Source organism: endosymbiont of Galathealinum brachiosum (assembly GCA_003349885.1).
Taxonomy (GTDB): Bacteria; Pseudomonadota; Gammaproteobacteria; order SZUA-229; family SZUA-229; genus SZUA-229.
In genome coordinates, this window is the sequence record QFXC01000004.1 from 40,107 (window position 1) to 65,561 (window position 25,455).

Here is a 25,455-nt window from a genome sequence, read left to right on the forward strand (position 1 = left end):
ATATTCAATACCCTGATTAAAAAACCTACTGAATACAGGTTAACGATTTTGATTCTGGACAAATCTTATTTTATTAGTCCTACATCTATTTGAAGATGTGATTTTATTCTGTCAATTCCAGACAAATCTTATGTTTCATAAGAGTTTCTTTATACTAAGTAACTAATCATGACTAAATATCCCGTTTAGGCATGTTTTACTGCATCTGATGTTATAACTGCTAGACTGTATTAATATGATTTGATCTTTAAATTTAATAGTGATATTTATGATAAAACACCTGGAAAAGGCCTTAGAAATTAATGATATTGATGAATATGTGAATATCAGTGACGACAAGGCAGAGGGTGCTTTTGTAAAGACTGATAAATTATATAATCAGGCATTTTATATAAAAACATTTCAAAATAAAGATGAACTGTTTAACAATATAATAGATATTTTTAAATCAGATAAATTGTCTTCTGTCGCGAATATAGCAACTGTTGAAGAACTGGATCATACTGACAGTGTTATTGCGGTTGCTTTTAAAGCTATAAAAGGTGAACCTCTATCAAATTATACTTTTATTAAACAGCTAACACTGTCTCAGACGTTATATATTGTTAATCAAATAGCCATATTTCTAAAACAGACACATCAGCTGTCGTATTTTTCTCATACTTTAAGACCTGATCATATATATTTTGACAGTGTTAACAATGTAGTGACGATTATTCCCGTTTTGATGAGATCAGATCGTTATACTAATTCCAGAGTAATAAAAAATACTGAACATACTTTATATGTTTCTCCGGAAGAGTTAGAAGAAACAGACTGTGTTGTTGACTGGAGGAGTGATTATTATAAGTTAGGTCTGATCTTTTATGAGTTGATATTAAAAAGAAAACTATTAAATACAGATGAAATAAGGTCACTCCATAATAAAGATATAGAGCCTGTAGAAATTGAAGAAGTCGATTTAATTATAAAAAATGCTTTGACCCGACTAACCGAGTTCAGAGCTGAAAAAAGATTTTGTACGGATAATGAATTGAGGTCGACTCTTGCATATATTAATACATGTGTCGATGCGTCTAGAATTAACTGCAAGAACATATACCTTCATAAAATTAACAACAGTATTTATCCCCGAAAATTATATAACCATGCTTTTGATAAAATTACAGAGTTATATGAAAATAATTTAAGTGATATTGTGATAAGTGGTTACTCTGGTTACGGCAAGAGCGTGTTTATTGAAAATCTTGAAATGAAATGTCACTCATTAAACTTTCTTTTTCTAAAAGGTGTTTTTTATGAGCAGTCGATTAGTCAACCATTTGCCGCAATTAAACAATGCCTGTTATCTCTTGCAGGTTTTTATTCAACTGAAAATATAGTTAATAGTTTTAAGTATTTGAAAAATAAAGTTGATAAACATGCGTTTAGCTCTGTTTTTTCTTTATGTAGAGATGTGTTCGATATATCGGTATTTGATGATGTAGTCGATGAGGCGATGGGTAGTGAGGGTTTTTATAAAGGTCTGATTATTTTTATAGAGCATTTAATTGATAAGCGACATGTGTTCCTGGTTATGGAAAATATTCAATGGTGTGATAAAGAAAATCATGAGTTAATCATGAGTATTTTAAATAACAGATCGACTTATATACACTTTATATTTTCGTATAGATCGAATGAAGTTGCTACCAATGTTTATGCCGCTCAATTAATAGAAAAATGCATGCAGGATAACAATGTTTATTTTCAATCTATTAATGGGTTTTCTAATATTGAGTTTTGTGATTTTTCAAGTAATTACTTGGGCTTGAGTCTCAGCGATATATATTTAAACAATATTAATAGAAGATCGCAGGGAAATCCGTTTTTTTTAAAGCAAATATTGATTAGTTTGTATTCAAAAGACCTGAATGCAGACAGTCTGGATGAGTTAGCACTAAAAGAACTTTCAGGTGAGTATATGAGCCTAGAATATTATATAAGAGAAAATATAAATAATATTAGTGAAAAACACATCCAGTTATTAAAATATATGGCATGTTATGGGAAGCCTATAAGTGAAGTTTTATTGTCTGATATTTCATTGATGGATTTGTCAGATGTTAGTGAGGTTTTACAGGAATGCATAGATATTGGTTGTGTTTTAATGTTGTTTGATGGTTTTTCGTTTTCAAATGACAAAGTAAAAGAGGTGATTTACGCAAGCATTGATATTGACGAGCAACGATTTATTCATAAAAATATATCTTACTCATTGCAGAAGAATATAGGTGAAAACAATCTATTCGAGTCGGTAATACAGCTTAATTTAGCGAAATCAATATTAAATGATAGTGAGCGTTTAGATGCTGTAAAAATCAATGTAGAAGCTGCCAGATATTCACTGAATCAACTTTCTTATAATACATCTAATTCGTTTTATAAGTACGCTCTGGATTATGTTTGTTCTCATGAGGAAGAGCTAGGAGAAAAATTTGTAGAGTCAATACACTATGGTAGTGTTTATACCTCATTTTTGAGTGGTGATTTTTCTGGGTTGATTGACAAAATTGATAAATTACTGAATCAATGTAAAGAATTGGCAGATGCTGCTAAATATTATGCGTTATATAAAGATATTATTGTAAGCACAGATGAGGGGTATGGTTCTGCAGCTACGAAAGGGGTGGAATTGCTGTCGCGTTTTGATTTTGGTTTGCCTTCTACTGATATTAAATTAAAAGAATTGAAACGGAAAGTAGAAAGCATTGATCTGGTAGAAATAAGTTCACATATATTTGATGGTCTTGATGGGGGTGAGTATAAGAGTGTCGATGAAGAAAAATATCAGATAAGAATATTGCTCGATTTATGGGAGGCAGCTTATTATTCTCAAAATCTTGATTTAATGGAATTGTCGATTTATAAAATATTAGATGTTTCGATTTTTGGAACATTGTATAGTGAATCTTCATTCGGTTTTGTAATGTATTCAATGTATTTGTCAGAAAAAGGCGAACATGACCAGGCCTATGAATCGGGGTTATTAGCACTAAAAATAATAGATAAATATGATGATAAAATAATGTTTCCTAAAATTACAAATTTATTTTGTAATTATACTGCTTTTTATGTTGAGAGTTTTAGTGATATCTCTGAAAGATATTATTCAAGTTATAAATCATCTGTTTTAACGAGTGACTTTTTGTTTGGAGCCTGGGCTTCCTATTTTTTTGTTTGGACAAAGTTTTTGTCGGGTGAAAAATTGAGTTGTGTTCTTGATTCTTCAAAAGATGTGTTTTCATTTCTGAATAAAACAAATGATAAAAAGATGTTAATGTCGTATTTTTATCTTTGTGACGCTGTTAATGTGTTGTCGAATAATGATTTAACGTTTCTCAAGGATGAGCAGAAATCATGTGAGTTAAGCAAGGATTCGTATGAGTATTTTTCTGAAATTAAGTTTTCTCCTGGTATTGCGTGGCAGGCAATAGTTAATTTAATTACTAATTATATTTATGGTAATTATCAGGTGGTGATTGATGTTATAGATAAACGTCTTGTAGGTATGAATATTGATATTGTAATGTTCCCTGTAACACAGATATATTTTTATGAGTCACTTTCGTTGTTGCAGTTGTTGAAAAATCATAATCATAAAGAGGATCAATACCTTTCTATTTTAAATAAACTTGAAATTAGTGCAAAGTCTTTGTCTAAATTGTCTCGTGTTGGGCCTTTAAATTATAATGTGCAGTTCTGCATAATTAAGATTTCTTTTTTATTAAATGATATTGATCTTTTTGAAATAAATGAAGATCTAGATCAGATGGTTAAGCATGTAATAAATGAAGGTAGTTACCTTGAAAAGGGTATTTTATTTGAAATTTTAGCTCAGGACGCCTGTTTAAAGCATGAGTATTTGATGGCTAGAGAGTATGTGTTGCGGTCTGTAGATGAGTACGGTGAATGGGGGGCTGATCTTAAAGTAAAACAGTTATCACATGATTATGCGGCAGTGCTTGTTTCTGATGGAGTTGGTCGTTTTGAGTCTAAAGATAAAAACAAATGGACTGGTGAGTTTAGTCGACTGTTGAAAGCATCTGTAGCTGTTTCAGGTGCGCTTAGTTCAGAATCGGTTATCAGGACTACAGTTGAGTCGGCATATAGTGAGTCGTCTGCAGATAAGATTTATTTTGTATCTTGTTTGAATCATGGTTTTGAGATTGCATGTAGTTGTATTGGTGGTGTGCTGAATAGTGATTTGAATCATGATGTTGAGCAGGGTAGTAATGTTATTTTAGATGATCTCGTGCATTATTGTTTTGGTACTCAAACAAGTGTGTATCTTGATAGTGATGAATCTTTTTCGCCTTTTATGAAAGAAGATTATGTTATTAATAATTCTATAAAATCTATTATCTGTGTTCCTGTTATTTATCGGCAGCGAGTTCTTGCGATTTTGTATTTAGAGAATTCAAGGAAAAATATTCCCTTATCGTTAGAGCTGTTTGACTTTATTAAAATGATGCTGGTTCAGGTGTCGGTTTCACTGGTTAATTCTTATCTTTACGTTTCGTTAAAAGATAATGTAGAGAAGCAAACGTTGTCTACAAAAGAGTTATCTCAAAAAGTTGATAAAATGAATTATATTCATAGTTACTCGTCTCTGGGTGTATGGGATTGGGATATATCAACAGGTGATCTGGAGTGGTCTGATGAAATTTATAATATATTCGGTTGTTCCAGATTAGATACAGAAATTAATTTTGATAATTTTATTTTATTTATACACCCGGATGATCGTGAAATTGTTAAAACGGCTATTCAGGCCTGTTTCGACGGGTTTGATTATAGTGTCGAACATCGAGTCATTAGGCCTGATGGAGCCATATGTTGGGTTTTAGAAAAAGGCTATGTTTTACGTGATTTAGATAAAAAACCTCTAAAGATGTTTGGTATTGTTCAGGATATTACGCATACTAAAGAAATTGATATTAAAAATATCGAGTTGAATCGACAGCTTGATCAATCTCGTAAAATGGAGACTATAGGGCACTTAACTGGTGGTATCGCACATGACTTTAATAATATATTAGCATCCATGTTGGGGTATACGGAGTTAGCTAAATTAATGGTGTCTTCTAGTGGGGATGAAAAGCTTAACGAGTATCTTGATAATGTGTATCTTGCAGGTCAGCGCGCTAAAGATCTTGTTGCTCAAATGATGTTGTTTAGCAGAGCTCATGCAACTCATGATGAACCTGTTGCGCTTGCTCCTTTAGTAAAGGAAAGTGTTAAAATGTTAAAATCAACGATTCCTTCCAGTATTAAAATAACGTCTCTAATCCCTAATAATCTACCTGATGTTGTTATAGATCCAATTCAGGCGCAACAGATATTAATTAATCTTTGTGTTAATTCGCGTGATGCTATTCAGGATATTGGTAAAATAAAGATTACATTACAGTCTGGTTATGTTTCCTCTGAATGTGATTCTTGTCATGAGAAATTTTCGGGTGACTTCGTTAGTCTGACTATCGAAGATAATGGTAGTGGGATTGAAGAAGATGTAATGGATAAAATATTTGATCCATTTTTTACCACTAAAGAGGTAGGTAAAGGTACGGGCATGGGGATGTCTGTCGTTCATGGTATTGTGCATTCACATCATGGTCATGTGCTTATTAGTTCATCTCATTCAGGTACCAGGATGACAATATTGTTACCTGTATCTGAGCAAGAAAAGAATATGGAATCTCCTGATTTAGGGCAGGACACTTCTAGTTCTGAATTAAATAAAACCATTGTTGTTGTTGATGACGAGCTGCTAATTTTAGAGTTTATTAGAGATCTTCTCAGTTTACATGGGGCTCGAGTTGTTACTTTTAGCCGATCTATCGATGCACTTGATTACATTTTAAAAAATATAAATGAAGTTGATTTGATGATTACAGATATGACAATGCCGGAAATGAATGGTACAACTTTGTCTAAAAAAATATTTGAAGTGAAGCCTGATTTTCCTATAATCTTGTGTACTGGTCAGTCATTAGAGATGGACGAAAAGAAAGCTGGAGATATTGGTATAAAGGGCTATTTGACTAAACCTTATTCAGCTAACAAGTTTATAAATAAAATCGATGAAATACTGGCATAAGTTTAATCGCTTATAGTTATCTGATTGTTAATCTAACATCTCAAGAATTAAATCAGCCATATTATCTATGCCGCCGGTTTTGCCTAGTTTATCTCGTACCGCATTTAGTTCGTTTACCATATTCTTTCTGTAGGTAGCATCATCTAGAATTAAATTAATCTCGTCGGCAACCAGTTGTGGTTTTGCATCAAATTGTAAAAATTCCTTAACTATGTATTTTTCTGCAACAATATTTACCAGGCCTATATGTTTAATTTTAACAAGCTGGAGAAGTATCAGGTATGAGATAGTTGCAATTTTATAAACCATGCAATTTGGTATACCCATCAACGCAATTTCCAGAGTGGCAGTACCGGATGCGGTCATAATAGTGTCGCAGCACTGCATTACGTTATAGGGAAGGTCTTTAACGAGTTTAATATTAAGGTGGCTATATTGTTCAAGATAACTGTCAAATAGCTCTTTATTTAAAGTGCTGGCAACAGGTAGAATAAACTGTAGGTCAGGTTTATCTTTGAGCAATATTTCAGCCGCAGCTAGCTGTATGGGTAATACTCGCTTAATTTCACCATGTCTGCTGCCGGGAAATAGTCCTACGACTTTTTTTGCATTACTTAAGCCATATTCTTCAAAGCAAGTTTGTTTGTCTTTATCTGGATGGGTCTTATCGACAAGCGGGTTTCCCACAAAGCGAACCGGTACATTGGCATCTTTATAGAATTTTTCTTCAAATGGCAGTATAACGGCCATCATATCTATAATTTTACCTATTTTGTGAACCCGATGTTCGCGCCATGCCCAGACTTGAGGGCTGATATAAAATAAAACTTTAATTCCAAGGCTTTTGGCTGTTTCGGCGAGCTTGAAATTAAATTCCTGATAGTCAACCAGTACAAGTAAATCTGGCGGATTGTCACGTAATGACTCTCGTAATGTGTTTAATGCTCGTTTTATTTTTCGATAATGTACCAGTACTTCTACCAGGCCAACCACCGCAATATCAGCGCAATCGATCAATAGTTCGGCACCTGCATCATGCAGTTGTGTGCTGCCCATGCCATAAAATTCAATATTGTTGTGATTGCTCTTTATGGCTTTTACTATATTTGCCGCGTGCATATCACCGGAGGCTTCTCCTGCACTGATCATTACTCTTTTCATAATCTGAGGGTTGTTTAACCTTGCTCTTGGGTGTGGCTATTATGTATTATTCGGTATTTATTTAGCAGTGGATTGTACCGGAAAAGATGATAGACGACATTGAAATTGATCTTAAAAACTACCGATTTGTTGCCGGCGTGGATGAGGCGGGCAGGGGGCCATTAGTTGGTTCTGTTGTGGCGGCAGCCGTTATTCTGGATGAGGAAAACCCGATTGAGGGTTTGAATGACTCGAAAAAACTGACGGCTAAAAAGCGTGAGAAGTTGGCTCTTGAAATAAAGCTGCAGGCAAAGTCATGGTCAATTGCGACGATTGGACCTGAAGTTATTGATGAAATAAACATACTTCAGGCGAGTTTGCTGGCTATGAAAAAGGCAGTTGAGGCTCTGGTTATTGCACCGGATTTTGCGCTAATTGATGGTAATAAATTACCCGATTTGAGTTGTGAAGCAGAAGCAATTGTTAAGGGGGATGCCAGGGTTAAATCAATAGCAGCGGCATCAATTTTGGCTAAAGTTGAGCGGGATCAGCAGATGCAAGATCTGCATAAAGAGTACCCTCAATATGAGTTTGACCGGCATAAAGGTTATCCCACAAAAGTGCATATGGCACTACTTGAAGAGCATGGTCCATGCCCTGAGCATCGTAAAACTTTTGGGCCGGTGAGGCGATTGTTGGAGGGCTAGTATCCGTGTTTTTCTGAGTTCTATTCAGACGTATATTCATCGGAGTTTGACCCTTTTCGCATGGTCTGGCTCTTGTTATGTGATTTGTTTTTTACCCTGTTTAGGATCTTATCCATCGGGGATAGACCGCTGCTTTTTTGGCGCTCTGTTTCCTTATTGAGGCCACCAGGAGTTGTACGGAGTAGTTCATGGCTCTGACAATCAGATTGGAATCAGCACAGGGGACAGGGCTCAAAAAGCGAGACCTTTCCCCGATGGATGTGTTTCATAACAACCGGTTTATCTTTTGTTAAGTAATTATAAAGTTATGGTTATCAATAAGTTACGTGGCTTTATTAATCTATCTATCCGTCTTGTGTATTTTGTAATAACGCAATAGGGCTGCCTCTCAATTCAATAACCGATAAAGTGGTTATTTTTAACCTGTTTTGATAGCGTTTTAACCTCAAAGTGGGAAAATACCCTGTTTCTAATCCCTGAAAAACAAATAATAGTGGTAAATCGTGATTAGTGATTGTTAGTCATCACTTTCTGTTTCATAATGACCGTGCAAATACATAATTAAAATAAAGCCCCATAATTAAATAAAATCAATAAGTTACATTGAGTAATTAAAGTAGATTATAGATTAATGAATCCCCGTTTTATACACTTACGTCTACACACCGAATATTCACTGGTGGATGGTGTAGTTCGCATCAAGCCTTTGATAAAAACACTGTCAGATCGGAATGCGCCTGCAGTCGCTCTGACTGACCAGTCTAATCTTTTTGCCATGGTGAAATTTTATCGTGCAGCTATGTCTGCCGGTATAAAACCTATCGTGGGTGTCGATGTCTGGTTACGTTCTGCAGTTGAAACCGAGAAGCCATCGCGAATGGTTTTGCTGTGCCAGAATAATGAAGGTTACCTGAATGTCACCCAGCTAATTTCACGCGCCTATCTCGAAGGTCAGCATGGTGGAATCCCGATGATTGAAGTGGACTGGCTACGAGAATCCAGTGCAGGCATTATTGCGCTTTCGGGTGGCCGCGAAGGTGATGTGGGAAGAGCTTTATTATCTGGAAATCAGATGCAGGCCGAAGCGTTATTGAAAGCCTGGCAGCACATTTTCCCTGACCGATTTTATCTTGAATTACAGCGTACCGGTCGTGAGGATGAAGAAGAGTATTTGCATGCGGCTGTGAGTCTGGCAATGGCGACGAATACGCCGGTTGTTGCTACCAATGATGTTCGTTTTTTAAAGCAGGATGAATTTGATAGTCATGAGGTCAGAGTTTGTATTCATGATGGTCGAACGCTGGATGATCCCCGTCGTCAGAAATTATATAGTGATCAGCAATACCTGCGAACAGAAGAAGAAATGTGTGAGCTGTTTGCGGATATTCCGGAAGCTTTACAGAATACCGTTGAAATTGCCCAGCGTTGTAGTATCGATGTACGACTGGGTGAAAGTTTCTTACCTAATTTCCCCATACCGGAAGGAGATACAATTGAGTCGTATTTCATTCGAGTATCAAAAGAAGGTCTGGATAAGCGTCTTGAGATACTCGTTCCACTCGATTCAGAAAATGCACAGGAGAGACGCAAGCCTTATTACGAACGTTTAGATATTGAGCTGGACGTTATCAACACGATGGGGTTCCCGGGGTACTTCCTGATTGTTGCAGATTTCATTCAGTGGTCAAAAGATAATGAAATTCCTGTGGGTCCGGGTCGTGGTTCAGGCGCCGGCTCTCTCGTGGCTTATGCATTACTCATAACCGATCTTGACCCCCTTGAGTATGAGTTGCTGTTTGAGCGATTCCTTAACCCTGAACGTGTTTCACTACCGGATTTCGATGTCGACTTCTGTATGGATGGTCGTGATCGGGTAATTGCCTATGTTGCAGAAACCTATGGGCGAGATGCGGTATCTCAGATTATCACTTATGGTTCAATGGCTGCTAAAGCGGTTATACGAGATGTTGGGCGTGTATCCGGGCTGGGTTATGGTTTTGTAGACCGTATTGCCAAAATGATCCCTTTTGAAATTGGTATGACCCTGACTAAAGCATTAGATGAATCTGATGATTTAGCTAATGCATATAAAAATGAAGCTGATGTCACAGACTTAATCAATATGTGTCTGTCTTTAGAGGGTTGTACCAGAAATGCGGGTAAACATGCGGGGGGGGTTGTTATATCACCTTCGGTGCTCACCGACTTTACCCCGCTTTACTGTGAACAGGGTGGTCACAGTATTGTTACCCAGTTTGATAAAGATGATGTAGAAGCGATAGGCCTGGTTAAATTTGACTTTCTGGGCTTACGCACCTTAACAATTATCGACTGGGCAGTGAGGAATATAAAAGCCCGGCATGCTGATCAGCATGATCTGGATATTAACCGGATTGTACTGGATGATGAAAAAGCGTTTACCTTATTAAAAGCATCTGAAACCACCGCAGTATTCCAGCTGGAATCCAGTGGAATGAAAGATCTTATCAAACGTCTGCAGCCGGATTGTTTTGAAGATATTATCGCATTAGTGGCTTTGTTTCGTCCCGGCCCGCTTCAGTCAGGTATGGTTGATAACTTTATTAACCGTAAACACGGCAGGGAAGAAGTATCCTACCCAGATGCTCAATATCAACATGAATCTCTGAAGCCGATTCTGGAGCCAACCTACGGCATTATTCTGTATCAGGAACAGGTAATGCAGATTGCTCAGGTGTTATCCGGGTATACGCTGGGTGGCGCAGATATGTTGCGTCGTGCCATGGGTAAAAAGAAAGCCGAAGTTATGGCTGAACAGCGTGCCGTGTTTGAAGCCGGTGCACTGGAAAATGGTATTGATTCAGAACTTTCGATGAAAATATTCGATCTGGTGGAGAAATTTGCCGGATACGGTTTTAATAAATCCCATTCAGCTGCATATGCATTACTGTCATATCAAACGGCCTGGTTAAAAGCACATTATCCTGCTGAATTTATGGCTGCCGTATTATCAGCCGATATGGATAATACGGACAAAGTGGTTATCTTAATTGAAGATTGCCACCGTATGGAGCTGGAAGTTTTAACGCCAAATATTAATCGTTCAATTATCAAGTTCTCAGTGCCCGATGAAACGCAGGTTTTATATGGTCTGGGTGCAATTAAGGGTGTTGGTGATGCTGCTTTAGAAGGCATCATTGAAGAGCGAGATAATAATGGTGCTTATAAAGATTTATATGATTTATGTCGCCGTGTTGACGGACGTAAAGTTAATAAGCGTGTACTAGAGGCATTAATAAAAGCAGGTGCATTACAGGAGCTTGGTCCAAATCGTGCGAGTTTAATGGCGCGTTTACGTGATGCGATGCAGGGAGCGGAGCAGTATCAGAAAAATGCAAGTATCGGGCAGGATGATTTATTTGGCAGTGCTGCAGAAGAAGATACAATCGCACCGATTGATGAAGTAACCGTTGCTGAATGGGAAGAAGAAAAACGTCTCACCTTTGAAAAAGACACATTGGGATTATATCTTACCGGTCACCCTATTGAACGTTATGAAAAGGAATTGAGAAAATTTACCGATTGTTCCCTTGGTGCTTTAGCCGACCAGAGTGATTTAGCATCTGGTGCGGGTGGTGGTTATATGTCGCAACGCAATGCTAAAAGTTACAAACTCGCCGGTTTAATGATTGGTATGCGTGTGAGAAAAACAAAAACCGGTGGGAAAATTGTTTCAGCGGTACTTGATGATCGTACTGCACGGGTAGAAGTGCGTATATTTGAAGAAAAATTTGAACAATATAATTATCTCCTGAATAAAGATAAATTAATAATTGTTGAAGGTAAAGTTATTTACGATGACTATTTCGGTGGTTATAGAATAACGGCAGATACAATATACGATATAACAGAGGCCAGACAAAAATTTGCCCAACGTCTGGAAATTAATCTAAAAGAAAACGATGGTGACCATAGTATTGTGCATCAGCTTAATCACGTGCTGAATCCTTTTAGAGAAGGCAATTGTCCAATATGGATTAACTATACACGTAATGATGTCATGGCAAAAATATCCTTAAGTGATGACTGGCGTGTGCAGCCCAGTGATGAACTCATTAACCGTCTGGATAAACTGGCGGGTGATAATAATGTTTCGGTTATATATTAAAATGAAAATATTAAAATTACTTTTACTTTGTAGCATTGTATTCAGTACAGGAATGTCAGCTGTTAATGCAGAACCTGATAGCTCTATTGATATAAAAAAACCACCGGTTGTACTTGCTAAATGGTACAAACCAGAAAATAAAAGACAGGTGTGGTTACATACTATGTTTAAACTTCGTCGTGAAATGCAGGCTATGAGAGAGTATGCCGGGCAGGAAGATGAAGTGCATATGCGTAAATGGCTTGCAAATTTTGAAAAACATTATAATAAAATTTCTGAAATGGTGCCGGAGTGGGAAGATAAAATTAAACCTGAGCTTGTTTCCAGTGTAAGAAAACATGCTCAAAATAAAGATTTTTATAACGTTGCTATAACATTGAATAAAATACGTGAGACCTGTGATAATTGCCATGATGATTATCAGCCTCAGGTGACGGCAATTTATCGTTCGCCCGATTATAGTGATTTGAAAATTAATGATGTTGATGGTGAGCCGCAGAATATAGAGAATAACATGCAGGATTTATCTATGTATGTTAATCGTATATTGATTTCATTAGCTGATGGAAATAATCAGGCCGCATTAAATACGACTCAGAACTTTAAACAACAATTGAAAAATTTACGAAGTAGCTGTCAGTCTTGCCACAAGGATGATGAGTATCCACAGGAACGTATTTTAGGTGAAGCGACTAGCAATAGAATAAAAAGTCTTGAGAAAAATATTAAGCTGGGTCATATAAAAGAAAGTCAGAAACTAATGGGTGAGATAGCGGTTACGGTTTGTGCTCGTTGTCATAATACACACAGAATTGTTTATGATTTGCGTGAATCATTATTACCAGAAAAAAAGAAATAAATGGAATCGATTTAAATGGAAAAAGATCAGGCTACAACGATAGTTAGTGTCGCATCTGTTCTCGGGCAGTTACTCGATTATTATGGGCTTGATAAATTCGCTATAGCAAAACAGGCGGGTATAGATATGGATGTTGCATACCAGCCCAATGATCGAATTAGTACATCGATGTTACAGAAAGTATGGAAAATTGCCCTGCAACAAACGCAAGATGAGTCCATTGGTTTAACTTATGCAGCCCTTATACAACCGGCATCATTATGTGGTCTTGGTCTTGCCTGGATTACAAGTGATACACTTAAAGACTCGATAAATCGGCTGATCAGATTTCAGAGTGCAGTCACAACAGCTACTGATTTTTCACTAAATGAGTTAAACGACTGTTATCAGATTGTAATGCGTTCAAAGTTAAAACAACCTGTTACTGTTTCAATGGATGCTGCAGTTGCCACATTGTTTCATATGTGTCGAATTACATTTGGGCCGGAACTGAAAGTCGAGAGAGTTGTTATTGCTCATGAACCACCTGAAAATACAGAAAAATTTGATGATTTTTTTGATGTTAAAGTAGAGTTTGGTGGTTCTGAAAATCAGTTAATATTTGCAAAGAATACATTCGAAAGAAAACTGGTATCTGCAAACCCTGATCTCGCAAGAATGAGTGATAAGACCGTTATCACATATTTGAAAAAATTTGATAAAAGCAATCTCAGTATGCAGGTTAGAGCGCGTATTATTGAAGAACTGAATAACGGCGTACCTAATCAGGAGAAAATTGCCGGTAGTCTTAATATGAGTTTGAGAAATTTACAACGTAAACTCAAAGATGAAAAAACTAATTTTAAAACCATTCTTGATGAAACACGAAGTGAACTATCAAAACAATATTTACGGGGTAGTGATCGGTCGATAATTGAAGTTGGCTTTTTGTTAGGTTTTTCTGAGCCGAGCAATTTTGCCAGAGCGTTTCGTCGCTGGACCGGTTTCTCTCCTCATGAATATAGGGAAACCCCGCGTTAACGCCTACAGAATATGAATATTAAAATTAATAACTCCCTAAATATACGAGCTAAATCACACTTTTAACCGTCTTTATTAATGTCTGGCGTTAAATGACTCATGACTGGCATTAACTGACCATCCCGAACGTCATAGATCCAATAAATTGTATTCACCCACTCATTATGGAGAACGGCGATGGATACAATATATAAATATAATAGATCAACTGTTCGCAAACCCGTTTCATTTATTGGTATCGGATTGCATACCGGAAAGCTAACAACGGTTAGCCTGAAACCCAGTATTGATGAAAGAGGCATTTATTTTGTTAGAACCGATGCGCATCCTGGTCAGGGTGTCATTGACGCTAACTGGAGTAATGTTTCAGATACTATTCTGTCTACAAATTTGACTAATCAATATGGTGTAGGTGTGAATACGGTAGAGCACCTTATGTCTGCCCTGATTGCATGTGGTATCGACAATGTAAGAATTGAAGTTGATGGACCTGAAATACCTATTATGGATGGTAGTGCAGAGGTCTTTGTTGAAGTGATTAAAAATGCAGGTAAAAGTTATCTGAAAGCGCCTAAGCAGGGTATCTGGATTCAAAAACCTGTTGTGGTTAATGATGGTGATAAATATGCCATGTTGATGCCTCATTCAGTGCCACGTGTAAGCATGTGTATTGATTTTCCTGATACTGCTATTGGAGCTCAGTGTTATTCGGTTACGCTGGAAGAAGATAGTTATTTTAAAGATATTGCTTACGCTAGAACGTTTGGTTTTGCGGAGCAGGTTGAAGACCTGAAAGAAAAAGGTCTCGCTAAAGGCGGATCATTAATTAATGCAATAGTTGTTGATGGTAAGAAAATAGTTAATCCTGAAGGGTTGCGAGTAGAGAATGAGTTTGTACGACATAAAATACTGGACGTAGTCGGTGATATGTCATTAGCAGGCGCGCCAATTATTGGTCATTATTATGCGTATAAAGCAGGACATAGCCTGAATCAGAAATTGCTTAAAAAGCTCTTCAGTCAAACATCGACCTGGATGCAAACTTCTCTTGAGCAAGGTAAGGAAATGTTCGCTAATCATGATGATCTGTATGATGGAGATTTTATTCAGCAGACGTTGAATGTTGTACCAATTAAGAAAGTAGCAAGCTAAGAATTAGCGTGGGTATTGTCCGGTAGTTGCTAAAATCCCGGTATTTTCTGGAATGGCCTACCGGATTTTTTTAATTGATCATTATCTATATTTACAGGTGTTCATAAATCTATTTCTAAGCGAATGTTTATACGGTAGTATGAAGCTTATAACATTAATATCTATAGGGGATAGTGATGGGGCATTATTTTACAACCTTTATAATAATACTAATATTTTCGGTGTTTAGTATGCCTGTTTCTGCGAATTCTGAAGCAGTTGCATTATTAAAAAAAATCGATGAGTTGTATCGTTCTGATAGCTCAGTTTCAACCATGAAAATGCACATAGTGACGCCTAACTGGAATCGTACCCTCGAATTACAGAGCTGGACCATTGGTATGGATGATACCTTTATTCGAATATTGTCACCAAAGAAAGACCGTGGAGTAGCTACCTTAAAAAAGGGTCGTGAGATGTGGAACTATTTTCCTAAAATTAACAAAGTCATCAAAGTGCCTCCTTCTATGATGATGGGTTCCTGGATGGGGTCTGATTTTACTAATGATGATCTGGTGCGCGAGGTTTCACTGGTAAAAGAATATAATGTGCAGATGACAGAATCGAGCGATCAATACCAGCTCGTCTTAATACCTAAAAAAGACACGGTAACCGTCTGGGCACGTATAGACGTTCTGGTAGAAAAAGAAGGGCTGTTGCCGGTAGAGCAAAATTATTTTAATGAAAAAGGTGAAAAGGTACGTAGTATGTACTTTAGTAATGTTCGTGATTTTTCAGGTAAAAAAATACCCGCAACCATGAGTATGGTGCCTCATAACAAAAAAGGGCATAAAACAGAATTTGAATATATTAAACTTGAGTTTAATAACGATATAAATAAGGGTGTATTTACCCTTCGAAACTTACAGAAACGTGTTCAGTAATGTTAATCATAAAACTGGCCTTACGAAATATATTACGTAATCGAAGGCGTAGTTTATTAACGATTTTAAGTATGGGCGGTGGTTATTTTATGCTGTCTTTTATGTTGTCTATGACTGAAGGTAGTTATAGTAATATGATTGATCTGTTTACGCGTGATCATACTGGGCACGTACAGGTTCATAAGGGTAATTACCTTGATCGCCCATCTCTTTTTAAAACTATAAACCAAACAACTTCTTTAATAGAAAGTATTAAAAATAATCCACAGGTTATAGGTGTTACAGCCAGAATATATGGACCTTCTCTTGCGTATGGTAAAAATAAAACATTTCCTGCGAATGTGATTGGCATAAATCCCGAGCTGGAATCTGAAACAACGTTTCTTAAAGAAAAAGTAAATCAGGGTCAATATCTAACTAGCGGAGTGACATCTAACGGTTATTTTCCTGCAATGTTAGGTAAATCACTGGCAAAAAACCTGCATCTGGAAATTGGCGATGAGCTGGTATTAATCTCTCAGGGTGTTGATGGTTCTATCGCCAATGATGTTTTTGAAGTTGTGGCCATTGTCGGCACAGCTGAATCTTTCGAACGTATGAATGTATATTTAAGTATGGATGGTATGCGGCAGTTTCTAAGTATGGGTGATCAGGTTCATGAACTGGCTATTAGTCTTAACCACCAGTCACTTGCCCGGGATTTTTCTAAAAAACTACAGCAAATTTTACAGCAAAATGATTTGCAGGTGAAACCCTGGCAAAAAGTAGAAGAGGTATTTTATAAAAGTATGCAGGCAGATCTAAAAGGTAATTATATTTCAATGGGTATCATTATTTTTATTGTATCTATTGGTGTGTTAAATACCGTACTGATGGGAACACTGGAACGTACACGTGAATTTGGTGTTTTGAAAGCAGTCGGGACACGACCTGCAACAATTTTTAAATTAATTATGCTCGAGTCTTTTTTTCTTTCTATGATCAGCTGTCTGTTGGGGTTGGTGTTTGCCTTGCCGGCAAATTACTGGCTTTCCGTTGTTGGTATAACCATGCCCGAGCCAATCGATATGGGTGGAGTATTATTTGAATCTATGCTTGGAGAAATAAGCTGGTTTAGCATGGGGGTACCTGCACTGGTGGTTGTTAGCAGTACTTTATTAGTGAGCCTTATTCCTGCTGTTCGTGCAGCACGTATTTCACCATTACAGGCATTGCAGGCCGTATGATGCATTTAAACTATTCTCTGGCGCTACGTAATATTTTTCGTAATACGCGACGTACTGCTTTGACGATTTGTCTGATAGCCAGTGGCCTGGCTGCGCTTTTATTTACTGATGCATTTATACGCGGTATGTCTGTTTCAATGATAAAAACCAGTACGGAAACTTTTTTAGGTGATGCGCAAATACATCAACAGGGTTTTAGAGAAGCAAGTGATATTGATATTTATTTAAAAGACAATAACAGCCTTTATCAAAAGCTTGAAAATATAAAACAGATAAAAAGTTATGCACCAAGAATATTAACCGGCGCTATGCTGTCATCATCTGAAAATGTAACCTCAGTGATTGTATATGGCGTTAATGCAGAAAAAGAATCACAGATTAGTAAGTTAAAGCAGGCAATGATAAAAGGACATTATCTGACGGCTAAAAAAGGTGAAATTATAATTGGTGATGATCTGGCTGATTTACTAGAGGTTGATCTGGGAGATCGACTGGTTGTAACGGTATCTCAGGCACATGGAGGAGATTTATCACAGGAGTTGTTTCGGGTGTCAGGGTTATACCACTTTGATGATCGTTTTATGAATAAAGGTTTGGCAGTAATTAATCTGCAGCAGGGGCAGGAAATATTAAATATACAGGGTGTGCATGAGATTGCTCTGCGTTTTAATAATGTACAGCAGGCCAGCGACACCCGCCTTACGTTATGGGCTGAATTAAATAATAAAGAACTGGAAACCTTAAACTGGAGACAGTTGATTCCCCAGTTAAGCAGCATGCTGGATATGAGCCAGTACAGTACATTGATTGTTTCTATTATTATGTCGCTGTTAGTTGCTCTGGGTTTAATAAATTCAATGTTTATGTCTATTTATGAGCGACATCATGAGTTTGGTATTTTACTTGCGGTTGGTACTCGGCCTCGCCAGTTATTCTGGTTGATATTACTGGAAGGTTTTTATATTGGAATGTTAAGTATTATTGCTGGTGTGTTTCTGGGGGGGGTAATCAGTTACTGGAAGTCAGTGACCGGGATAGATTATTCTGGAACCGAGTTTTCAGGTGTCAGCATGAGTGAGCCTATTTATCTTATTATTGATGTTCTGGCTTTTATTAAAATATCTGGTTTTATATTGGCGATAACCGTTTTATCCTGCGTTTATCCCGCATTACACGCTGCACGTTTACAGCCATCATTGGCGATGAGAAAGGCATTGTAATTATGACTCACGTAATTGAAACGAAAAAATTATGTCGAACATTTGGTGAAGGTGAAACACTGGTAAAAGCACTGGATGATGCAAATCTTATAATTGAAGAGGGTGAGTTCACAGCAATTATTGGTCCGTCAGGTTCGGGTAAATCTACCTTGTTGCAACTTATAGGTGGTTTAGATGAACCTACATCGGGTGAGGTTTTTCTGGATAACAAAAATATCAGTAATATGAGTGGAACGGAACTTTCAGATTTTCGTCGTGATCATATTGGTTTTATTTTTCAGGCATATAATTTGATACCCGTATTATCGGCTGAAGAAAATATAGAATATATAATGTTATTACAGAATCTGCCTGCGCAGGAACGGAGTAAACGGGTTAAAGAAATACTGCATGCTGTTGGTTTGCAGGGAAAAGAAAATCGTCGTCCTGCGCAACTATCGGGTGGGCAGCAGCAGCGTGTTGCTGTTGCAAGAGCGATGGTGTCACAACCGAGTTTAATATTGGCGGATGAACCGACTGCTAATCTTGATTCTCATACCGGTGCTGCATTACTTGATATGATGAAAGAATTAAATGAAAAAGAAAATATGACATTTGTTTTTTCTACCCATGATCCGATGATTATGGAAAGAGCTAAAAGAATCATAAAATTACATGATGGCCGTATCATTGATGATGAGAGGCGAAGTGCTTAAGATTATTTATGAATGGTAAATGTGATAATTCCAGATATTTTATTCTACTGGTTCTGTTATTTAATATAGGGCCTATTCAGGCTGTTGATTTTACATATAGTGGATATATTAAATCTTATGCACTTATACAGGATGAAATTGAGTTTGAAAATTCACCTGCTGTAATACCTGACGAGTTTGATAATGGTTATCAGTCACAGAACGCAGTACGGCTTATGGGAAACTGGTTTACAGAAAATAGCGGTAATGTAGAAGTTCATTATGAAATACAACCGGTCTATTATTCTAATACGTCGTTAGTCGGTAGTGCCGGTGGTATAGGTTCAACTTTATCTACGGGTGCAACAATTTACCGATATAAAGATTTAGATGTTGAACTTGATCAATACGGTAATCACATGGTTGTATTTCAAAATCTGGATCGTCTGAATTATCAATATAGTAATGAAACCGGTGATTTCACACTCGGTCGTCAGGTAGTTTCATTTGGTTCTTCACGTTTTATAAATCCGACCGATATATTTATACCCTTTAATATTCAAACCCTTAATCAGGAATACAGGGTGGGTATAGATGCGATACGTTATCAGGCAGCGTTAGGTGATTTTGCAGTTTTAGATACGGGGCTGATTATTGGTGAAGATGCGAAAAAAGAAAACAGCGCATTTTTTATTCGGGGTAAAAATTCATTAAAAGGAAATGATGTTGAGTTGATAGTTATTGCGCTAGACGATGCCTGGTTACTTGGAGGAGGTCTGGAGCGAGCAATTGGTGATTTTGGTTTCTGGTTTGAAACCGCTTATATGGATGTTACTAATGACGTGGTTGAAAATTACTGGAGAACATCCATCGGTTCTGATTATGCATTAACAAAATCTATCATTACTTCAGTTGAGTACCATTATAACGGAGCAGGCAGTGATAACCCTGATGACTATTTACAACTTGTTACACAATTTCCATATCAGAAAGCAGGTGTGTTTTTGTTGGGAGAAAATTATCTGATTCCCGCAGTTTCATGGATTGCCAATCCATTAGTAACAGTGAATGCCAGTGGTTTTATAAATATTGACGATCATTCTGCATTTATAAATGTAGTGTCTGAAGTTAGCTGGACGGAAAATTTATATTCAGATTTTGGAATGTATGTAAGTTATGGTGATGTTCTTGAATCTCAGATATCACCTCAGCAGATCAATTTAGGCTCAGAGTTCGGTTCTTATCCGTTAAGTATATATGCGAGCCTGAGATATTACTTTTAGATTTTTTATATGACTGATCTTTGGAGCACTATCTGAAATAGCTCTATTTTTGCTATTAATATACTATTAAATTATCTTCTATTTATAATTTATCAGTAATTAGGCAATAAAGTCGTATGTTGGTTTTTGATAGCCAGATTTCATTATTATATTAAAAAATAATTCAATTATTAACCGGTGACTCAAGCAGGTATTCATTAATTTTCAGTTTCATTTCAGCTTCATTACATAAGCTTATAAACAATAAACGAGATATGCAGGAGCTGCCATTAGAGCGATGCTTAAGGTGAATACTGATGTTCTAAATTAACAGTTTAATTATTACTTAATTTTGAACAAGTAACCTGATATTAATTTGGAGTATCATTGTAACGATTAGAAACTCGCAGCCGTTAATGTAATATGAACGAATTGAAGGAGTTATGCCATGGACAACTTAAAAGCTTATTCTGTCTGGGATGCCAATATCCGTTGGTTTCACTGGATCAATCTTGTGTGTGTTCTCGGGTTGATTGCTGTGGGTGTGGTTATACTCAATGCAAAGGGGCTTGGTGTAGCCACTGAAGGTAAGATTCTATTAAAAACCGTACACGTCTGGATTGGTTATGTTTTTGCAACTAACCTGCTGTGGAGACTGATCTGGACATTTATCGGTGGCCAATATGCACGCTGGCGATCAATTTTGCCCGGTGGGCAGGGTTATATGAATGAAGTGCAGGGTTATATCGCTGATTTAAAAGCGGGTAGGCCACGTCAGTACCTCGGGCATAACCCGCTCGGTCGTATTGCTGTTACTCTTCTCCTTTGTCTTCTGTTTGTGCAGGCTATCACTGGCCTGGTTCTGGCAGGCACAGATATTTTTTATCCTCCAATTGGTTCGTGGATTGCTAACTGGATAGCTAACCCTGGTGTAGACCCGGCAACTCTCGTGCCCTACGCGAAAGAAATGTATGATCCGGTTGCCTATGATGCAATGCGCTCATTCCGTAAGCCATTTATTACAATTCATTATTATGGTTTTTACATACTACTTGGTTTCGCGCTGGTACATATTCTCGCAGTTGTTATAACTGAATTACGAGAAGGTGGTAATCTTATATCTGCGATGTTTACAGGTAAAAAGATTTTAAGTGAGACACCTGCTGATAAGAGAAAAATAGATTAAAGTGCATAGTCCAGCATATGGGTGATAAGTTTCATTCATATGCTGGCATTCAACCCAGGTTTTTAACCAGAGTTTTATGAAAGATTCCGCTCAAAGAGATAAACAGGTAAGGCGCATAATCCTTATAGAGGGTCTGGCTAATCTGCTGGTTTTAATTTGCAAAATCACTGTCGGCCTTTCTACGGGATCCATGGCAATATTGGCCGATGCGATTCATTCATTAACAGATTTAATCAACAATGTTGTTGCCTGGTTTGTAATACATTTCTCTAGCTTACCCGCTGATCGTGAACATCCATATGGACATAGAAAATTTGAGACGCTGACTGTTTTTGTTTTGGGGTCTATATTAGTGCTGTTAGCTTTTGAGTTAGCTCTCAGTGCTATAAAAAATGAAGAATCTGAAGTCGTGTCCAGTGACATTGAAATTGTTATTATGCTTGGCGTATTAGTGATTAATATACTGGTGACCAGTTGGCAACATATGTGGGCTAAACGACTGAATTCAGATATTTTGCGTGCGGATGCCACTCACACATTTGCTGATGTTCTTATTACCAGTGTTGTCATTGCTGGCTGGCAACTATCTGTCATGGGATATGTATGGGTTGATCGGCTGTGTGCCTTTGGTGTTGCAATTCTTGTTATCTATCTTGCTTACAAGCTGTTTAAGCGTGCAGTGCCAGTGTTATTAGATGAGTATGCTATTGATCCAGATGAATTAAGTTGCATCATAAAAAAGGTTCATGGTGTAAAAAAAGTTTACCGAATACGTTCAAGATGGATTGGAAATGCATGTGCTGTTGATATGGTTATTTCAGTTGATCCATCATTGTCGACTGAAGAGTCACATTCAATTGCTGATAAAATAGAGTCTTTAATTGAAAAAGAATTTGATACTTCAGATATTTCTATACATGTAGAGCCAGATATTTAGCAGTGTGTCTGAATAAAAATGAGTAGAGTTATGAGGTGAAAACCAGACAGTCAATTTCTGCTCTTCTACTGATTGCGCATTGATAATTCATTATGTATGACGGTTATAGAATTAATTATTATCAGTTTGTACAGGTATTGGATAATCAGTGAAGTATTAGTTATGTTTGTGTTTAAAAAAATGTTAAGGCTTTAATACTTTAAGCAAAACATAAACCGCACCCGTTCCGCCGTCTTTGGGTACAGCGCTTACAAAAGCCAGTACTTCAGGAATACTTTGTAACCATTTATTCACCATGGCTTTTAAAATGGGCTGGCTTTCATCTGAGTGATAACCCTTGCCGTGAACAATGCGTACCAGTTTATAAGAATGTTGCTGTGCATGGTCCAGAAATTCCAGTAGTGTTTTTCGTGCGTCGTCGCGACGGTAACCATGTAGATCGAGGTAATCTGAAACCTCTATTTTTCCATTTCGAATTTGTTTTAGATAGGCGTTCTGTATGCCCGGACGTTTGAATTCTAGAAAGTTTTCACATTCAGGTATGAACTCATCGCTTAAGGTGTCAGAAATATTTCTTTCCATCACCGCTTCACGCTTTTTAATGGTGTCTGGTTTGCGTTTCAGGTTGGCCTTGTTAGATGAAAGAGTCTTCACTCCCTGCATCGCTTTACTAAAAAGGCTTTCATCGTCGTCGTTCATTGAGTTTGCTCTGTGAAAATGTTTGTATATTCTATAAAATGTATATATTACCTACTGAGTGAATTCCTGTGCAAATTTTATTAAGCAATGATGATGGTTATCTGGCCCCGGGCCTTGAGGTTCTGGCGACCTGCTTGTCTAAACTGGGAGACCTGTCTGTTGTAGCGCCAGATCGTAATCGCAGTGCTGCAAGTAATTCACTTACATTGTCTCGACCGTTAAATGTTCAAAAAGCGGATAATGGTTTTTATAAGGTAGATGGTACTCCAACAGACTGTGTGCATCTCGCGATTACCGGTATTTTGCAGTCAGAACCCGATATTGTTGTCTCAGGACCCAATGATGGACCGAATATGGGTGATGATGTGCTTTACTCCGGGACCGTTGCAGCGGCAACAGAAGGGCGTTTTTTAGGGTTTCCTGCCATTGCTGTTTCTATGGCTAGTTTTGATCCGCAGCATTTTGAAACTGCCTGTTGGGCGATAGAAAAATTAATTGCTAAATTACAGCAACACCCATTAACCAATGACACTATATTAAATGTAAATGTGCCTGATTTGCCGGTAGAGCAAATTAAAGGTTTTCAAAGCACACGCCTTGGAAATCGACATAAATCTTCAGGGGTTATTAAGCAAATTAACCCTCGAGGTGAATCAGTTTACTGGGTTGGCCCACCTGGTGAAGAGCAGGATGCGGGTGAGGGCACCGATTTTTATGCTGTAAAACAGGGTTTTATTTCAGTTACCCCTTTGCAGATTGATTTAACACGGTATGATAGCCTGCAAAATTTAAATCAATGGCTTACCGAGTTATAAGTCATATAGAACAATATTTAAATCTCTTGATTTTCAATGAGATAAATACAACCAGGTTTTTAAAGTGAATTTATCTGATCCCCGCGTGCAGGGTATAGGCATGACATCCCAGCGGACACGTGATCGACTGGTAGAGCGATTACGCAGTAAGGGAATACAGAATGAAAAAGTGCTGGAGGTTATGCGTTCCATGCCCCGACATTTATTTATGGATGAAGCGATGAGCTCTCGTTCATATGAAGACTCTGCTTTACCTATCGGACATGGACAGACTATTTCCCAGCCATTTATTGTTGCACGAATGACTGAAGTAATACTCAGCCGGGGGATACCGGATGCGGTGCTAGAAGTCGGTACCGGCTCAGGTTATCAGGCAGCAATTTTGTCTCAGTTAGTTCCAAAGGTTTATTCTGTAGAACGTATCGTTGCTTTGCAGACTCAGGCGCGTGAGCGTTACCATATGCTGGGCATACATAACATTTCACTTAAACACTCAGATGGCTCCTGGGGCTGGCCACAACATGCCCCATATAAAGCCATTATCGTCACTGCTGCACCGGAAACGGTTCCTCAGGGTTTGCTCGATCAGCTGGATATTGGCGGTATTATGGTTATTCCAGTAGGTGGTCAACAGGCAGTGCAAAAGTTATTGTTGATAACCCGTGAAGCAGATCAGTTTGTTGAAGAAGAGCTGGATGCCGTTAAATTCGTGCCATTATTAAATGGAGCGATCAGTTGATCTTTGCAGGTTTATATAACAGGGCAATGGGCTGGGCCGAGCACCCGAAGAGGGAACGTTATCTGGTTGGTGTTAGCCTTTTTGAGTCATTTATCTTCCCTTTACCCACTGCGCTCTTAATGATTCCGATGGTAATAGCGACGCCAGACAAAGCGATACGTCTGGCGACGATTACCACCTTGATGTCAGTTTTTGGTGCAGCAATTGGTTACCTGTTAGGTTGGGGTGCAATGAGTGTTATTGAGCCCTGGATAACAGAAATGGGCTGGTTGCCACAACTGGAAAGTGCTCGTCTTGAATTTGTTAAATATGGCGTGCTCGCTGTTGGGATTGGCGCTTTTACACCCGCGCCCTTTAAAATATTTACGATTACTGCCGGCATGCTCTCCATGTCTTTTATTCCATTTCTGCTGGTTTCACTCGTAGGACGAGCCGCGCATTTTTATATGATTGCTTTATTAATGGCCTGGGCAGGTCCCAAAATGGAACCTGTGGTACGTAAATACATCGAATGGTTAGGTTGGGCTGTCATACTTCTGGCGGTTGTTGGTTTTTTAATACACAAGTATATATAAATAATTTGAGATATAAGATCCATAAAATCAGA

Annotated in this window: 18 protein-coding genes; 16 read left to right on the top strand and 2 right to left on the bottom strand. The window is 37.7% G+C overall.

The features are described from left to right. Positions 1-268: 268 nt before the first annotated feature. Complete coding sequence (locus DIZ80_02305; GenBank protein ID RDH85269.1) at positions 269-6,142, top strand: hypothetical protein; 5,874 nt, start codon at positions 269-271, stop codon at positions 6,140-6,142. A gap of 27 nt (positions 6,143-6,169) precedes the next feature. On the opposite strand, the gene DIZ80_02310 is transcribed toward DIZ80_02305, so the two are convergent. Beyond that, positions 6,170-7,303: a lipid-A-disaccharide synthase gene (locus DIZ80_02310; GenBank protein RDH85270.1), complete on the bottom strand. Its 1,134-nt coding sequence runs from the start codon at positions 7,301-7,303 to the stop codon at positions 6,170-6,172. 86 nt (positions 7,304-7,389) lie between these two features. On the opposite strand from DIZ80_02310, the gene DIZ80_02315 reads away from it, so the two are divergent. The 12 genes from DIZ80_02315 to DIZ80_02370 all read left to right on the top strand — a co-directional run bounded on the left by DIZ80_02315 (position 7,390) and on the right by DIZ80_02370 (position 22,595). Further along, on the top strand, positions 7,390-7,989 hold the full coding sequence (locus DIZ80_02315) for a ribonuclease HII (GenBank protein ID RDH85271.1): 600 nt from the start codon (positions 7,390-7,392) through the stop codon (positions 7,987-7,989). 631 nt (positions 7,990-8,620) lie between these two features. After that, complete coding sequence (locus tag DIZ80_02320) at positions 8,621-12,136, top strand: DNA polymerase III subunit alpha (protein ID RDH85272.1); 3,516 nt, start codon at positions 8,621-8,623, stop codon at positions 12,134-12,136. Continuing rightward, positions 12,117-12,995 carry a hypothetical protein gene (locus DIZ80_02325; protein ID RDH85273.1) on the top strand — a complete coding sequence of 293 codons (879 nt, stop codon included), beginning with the start codon at positions 12,117-12,119 and terminating at the stop codon, positions 12,993-12,995. The genes DIZ80_02320 and DIZ80_02325 overlap by 20 nt, the downstream gene beginning before the upstream one ends. Positions 12,996-13,010: 15 nt before the next feature. After that, positions 13,011-14,015: a hypothetical protein gene (locus DIZ80_02330; GenBank protein ID RDH85274.1), complete on the top strand. Its 1,005-nt coding sequence runs from the start codon at positions 13,011-13,013 to the stop codon at positions 14,013-14,015. A 177-nt stretch (positions 14,016-14,192) separates the two neighbouring features. Next, on the top strand, positions 14,193-15,167 hold the full coding sequence (locus tag DIZ80_02335) for a UDP-3-O-[3-hydroxymyristoyl] N-acetylglucosamine deacetylase (protein ID RDH85275.1): 975 nt from the start codon (positions 14,193-14,195) through the stop codon (positions 15,165-15,167). Positions 15,168-15,343: 176 nt separating this feature from the next. Then, the gene (locus tag DIZ80_02340) at positions 15,344-16,090 is read left to right on the top strand and encodes an outer membrane lipoprotein-sorting protein (protein RDH85276.1); all 747 of its coding nucleotides are present in this window, start codon (positions 15,344-15,346) and stop codon (positions 16,088-16,090) included. Further along, a complete protein-coding gene (locus tag DIZ80_02345; GenBank protein ID RDH85277.1) occupies positions 16,090-17,316 on the top strand; it encodes an ABC transporter permease in 1,227 nt (408 codons plus the stop codon). The genes DIZ80_02340 and DIZ80_02345 overlap by 1 nt, the downstream gene beginning before the upstream one ends. Then, the gene (locus DIZ80_02350; protein ID RDH85278.1) at positions 17,313-18,536 is read left to right on the top strand and encodes a hypothetical protein; all 1,224 of its coding nucleotides are present in this window, start codon (positions 17,313-17,315) and stop codon (positions 18,534-18,536) included. Before DIZ80_02345 ends, DIZ80_02350 begins: the two co-directional genes overlap by 4 nt. A gap of 2 nt (positions 18,537-18,538) precedes the next feature. Beyond that, positions 18,539-19,231: a macrolide ABC transporter ATP-binding protein gene (locus tag DIZ80_02355; protein ID RDH85279.1), complete on the top strand. Its 693-nt coding sequence runs from the start codon at positions 18,539-18,541 to the stop codon at positions 19,229-19,231. A gap of 8 nt (positions 19,232-19,239) precedes the next feature. After that, on the top strand, positions 19,240-20,493 hold the full coding sequence (locus tag DIZ80_02360; protein RDH85280.1) for a hypothetical protein: 1,254 nt from the start codon (positions 19,240-19,242) through the stop codon (positions 20,491-20,493). A 427-nt stretch (positions 20,494-20,920) separates the two neighbouring features. Beyond that, the gene (locus tag DIZ80_02365; GenBank protein RDH85281.1) at positions 20,921-21,658 is read left to right on the top strand and encodes a cytochrome B; all 738 of its coding nucleotides are present in this window, start codon (positions 20,921-20,923) and stop codon (positions 21,656-21,658) included. A 76-nt stretch (positions 21,659-21,734) separates the two neighbouring features. Beyond that, on the top strand, positions 21,735-22,595 hold the full coding sequence (locus DIZ80_02370) for a cation transporter (protein ID RDH85282.1): 861 nt from the start codon (positions 21,735-21,737) through the stop codon (positions 22,593-22,595). A 183-nt stretch (positions 22,596-22,778) separates the two neighbouring features. Here the strand turns inward: DIZ80_02370 and DIZ80_02375 are convergent, their stop codons facing one another. Continuing rightward, complete coding sequence (locus tag DIZ80_02375) at positions 22,779-23,294, bottom strand: DNA mismatch repair protein MutS (protein ID RDH85283.1); 516 nt, start codon at positions 23,292-23,294, stop codon at positions 22,779-22,781. A gap of 68 nt (positions 23,295-23,362) precedes the next feature. On the opposite strand from DIZ80_02375, the gene DIZ80_02380 reads away from it, so the two are divergent. The 3 genes from DIZ80_02380 (at position 23,363) to DIZ80_02390 (ending at position 25,423) form a co-directional block, all read left to right on the top strand. Beyond that, a complete protein-coding gene (locus tag DIZ80_02380; protein ID RDH85284.1) occupies positions 23,363-24,109 on the top strand; it encodes a 5'/3'-nucleotidase SurE in 747 nt (248 codons plus the stop codon). Between the two features lie 100 nt (positions 24,110-24,209). Then, the gene (gene pcm / locus DIZ80_02385) at positions 24,210-24,848 is read left to right on the top strand and encodes a protein-L-isoaspartate(D-aspartate) O-methyltransferase (protein ID RDH85315.1); all 639 of its coding nucleotides are present in this window, start codon (positions 24,210-24,212) and stop codon (positions 24,846-24,848) included. Then, the gene (locus DIZ80_02390) at positions 24,845-25,423 is read left to right on the top strand and encodes a hypothetical protein (protein ID RDH85285.1); all 579 of its coding nucleotides are present in this window, start codon (positions 24,845-24,847) and stop codon (positions 25,421-25,423) included. Before pcm ends, DIZ80_02390 begins: the two co-directional genes overlap by 4 nt. Positions 25,424-25,455: the final 32 nt, after the last annotated feature.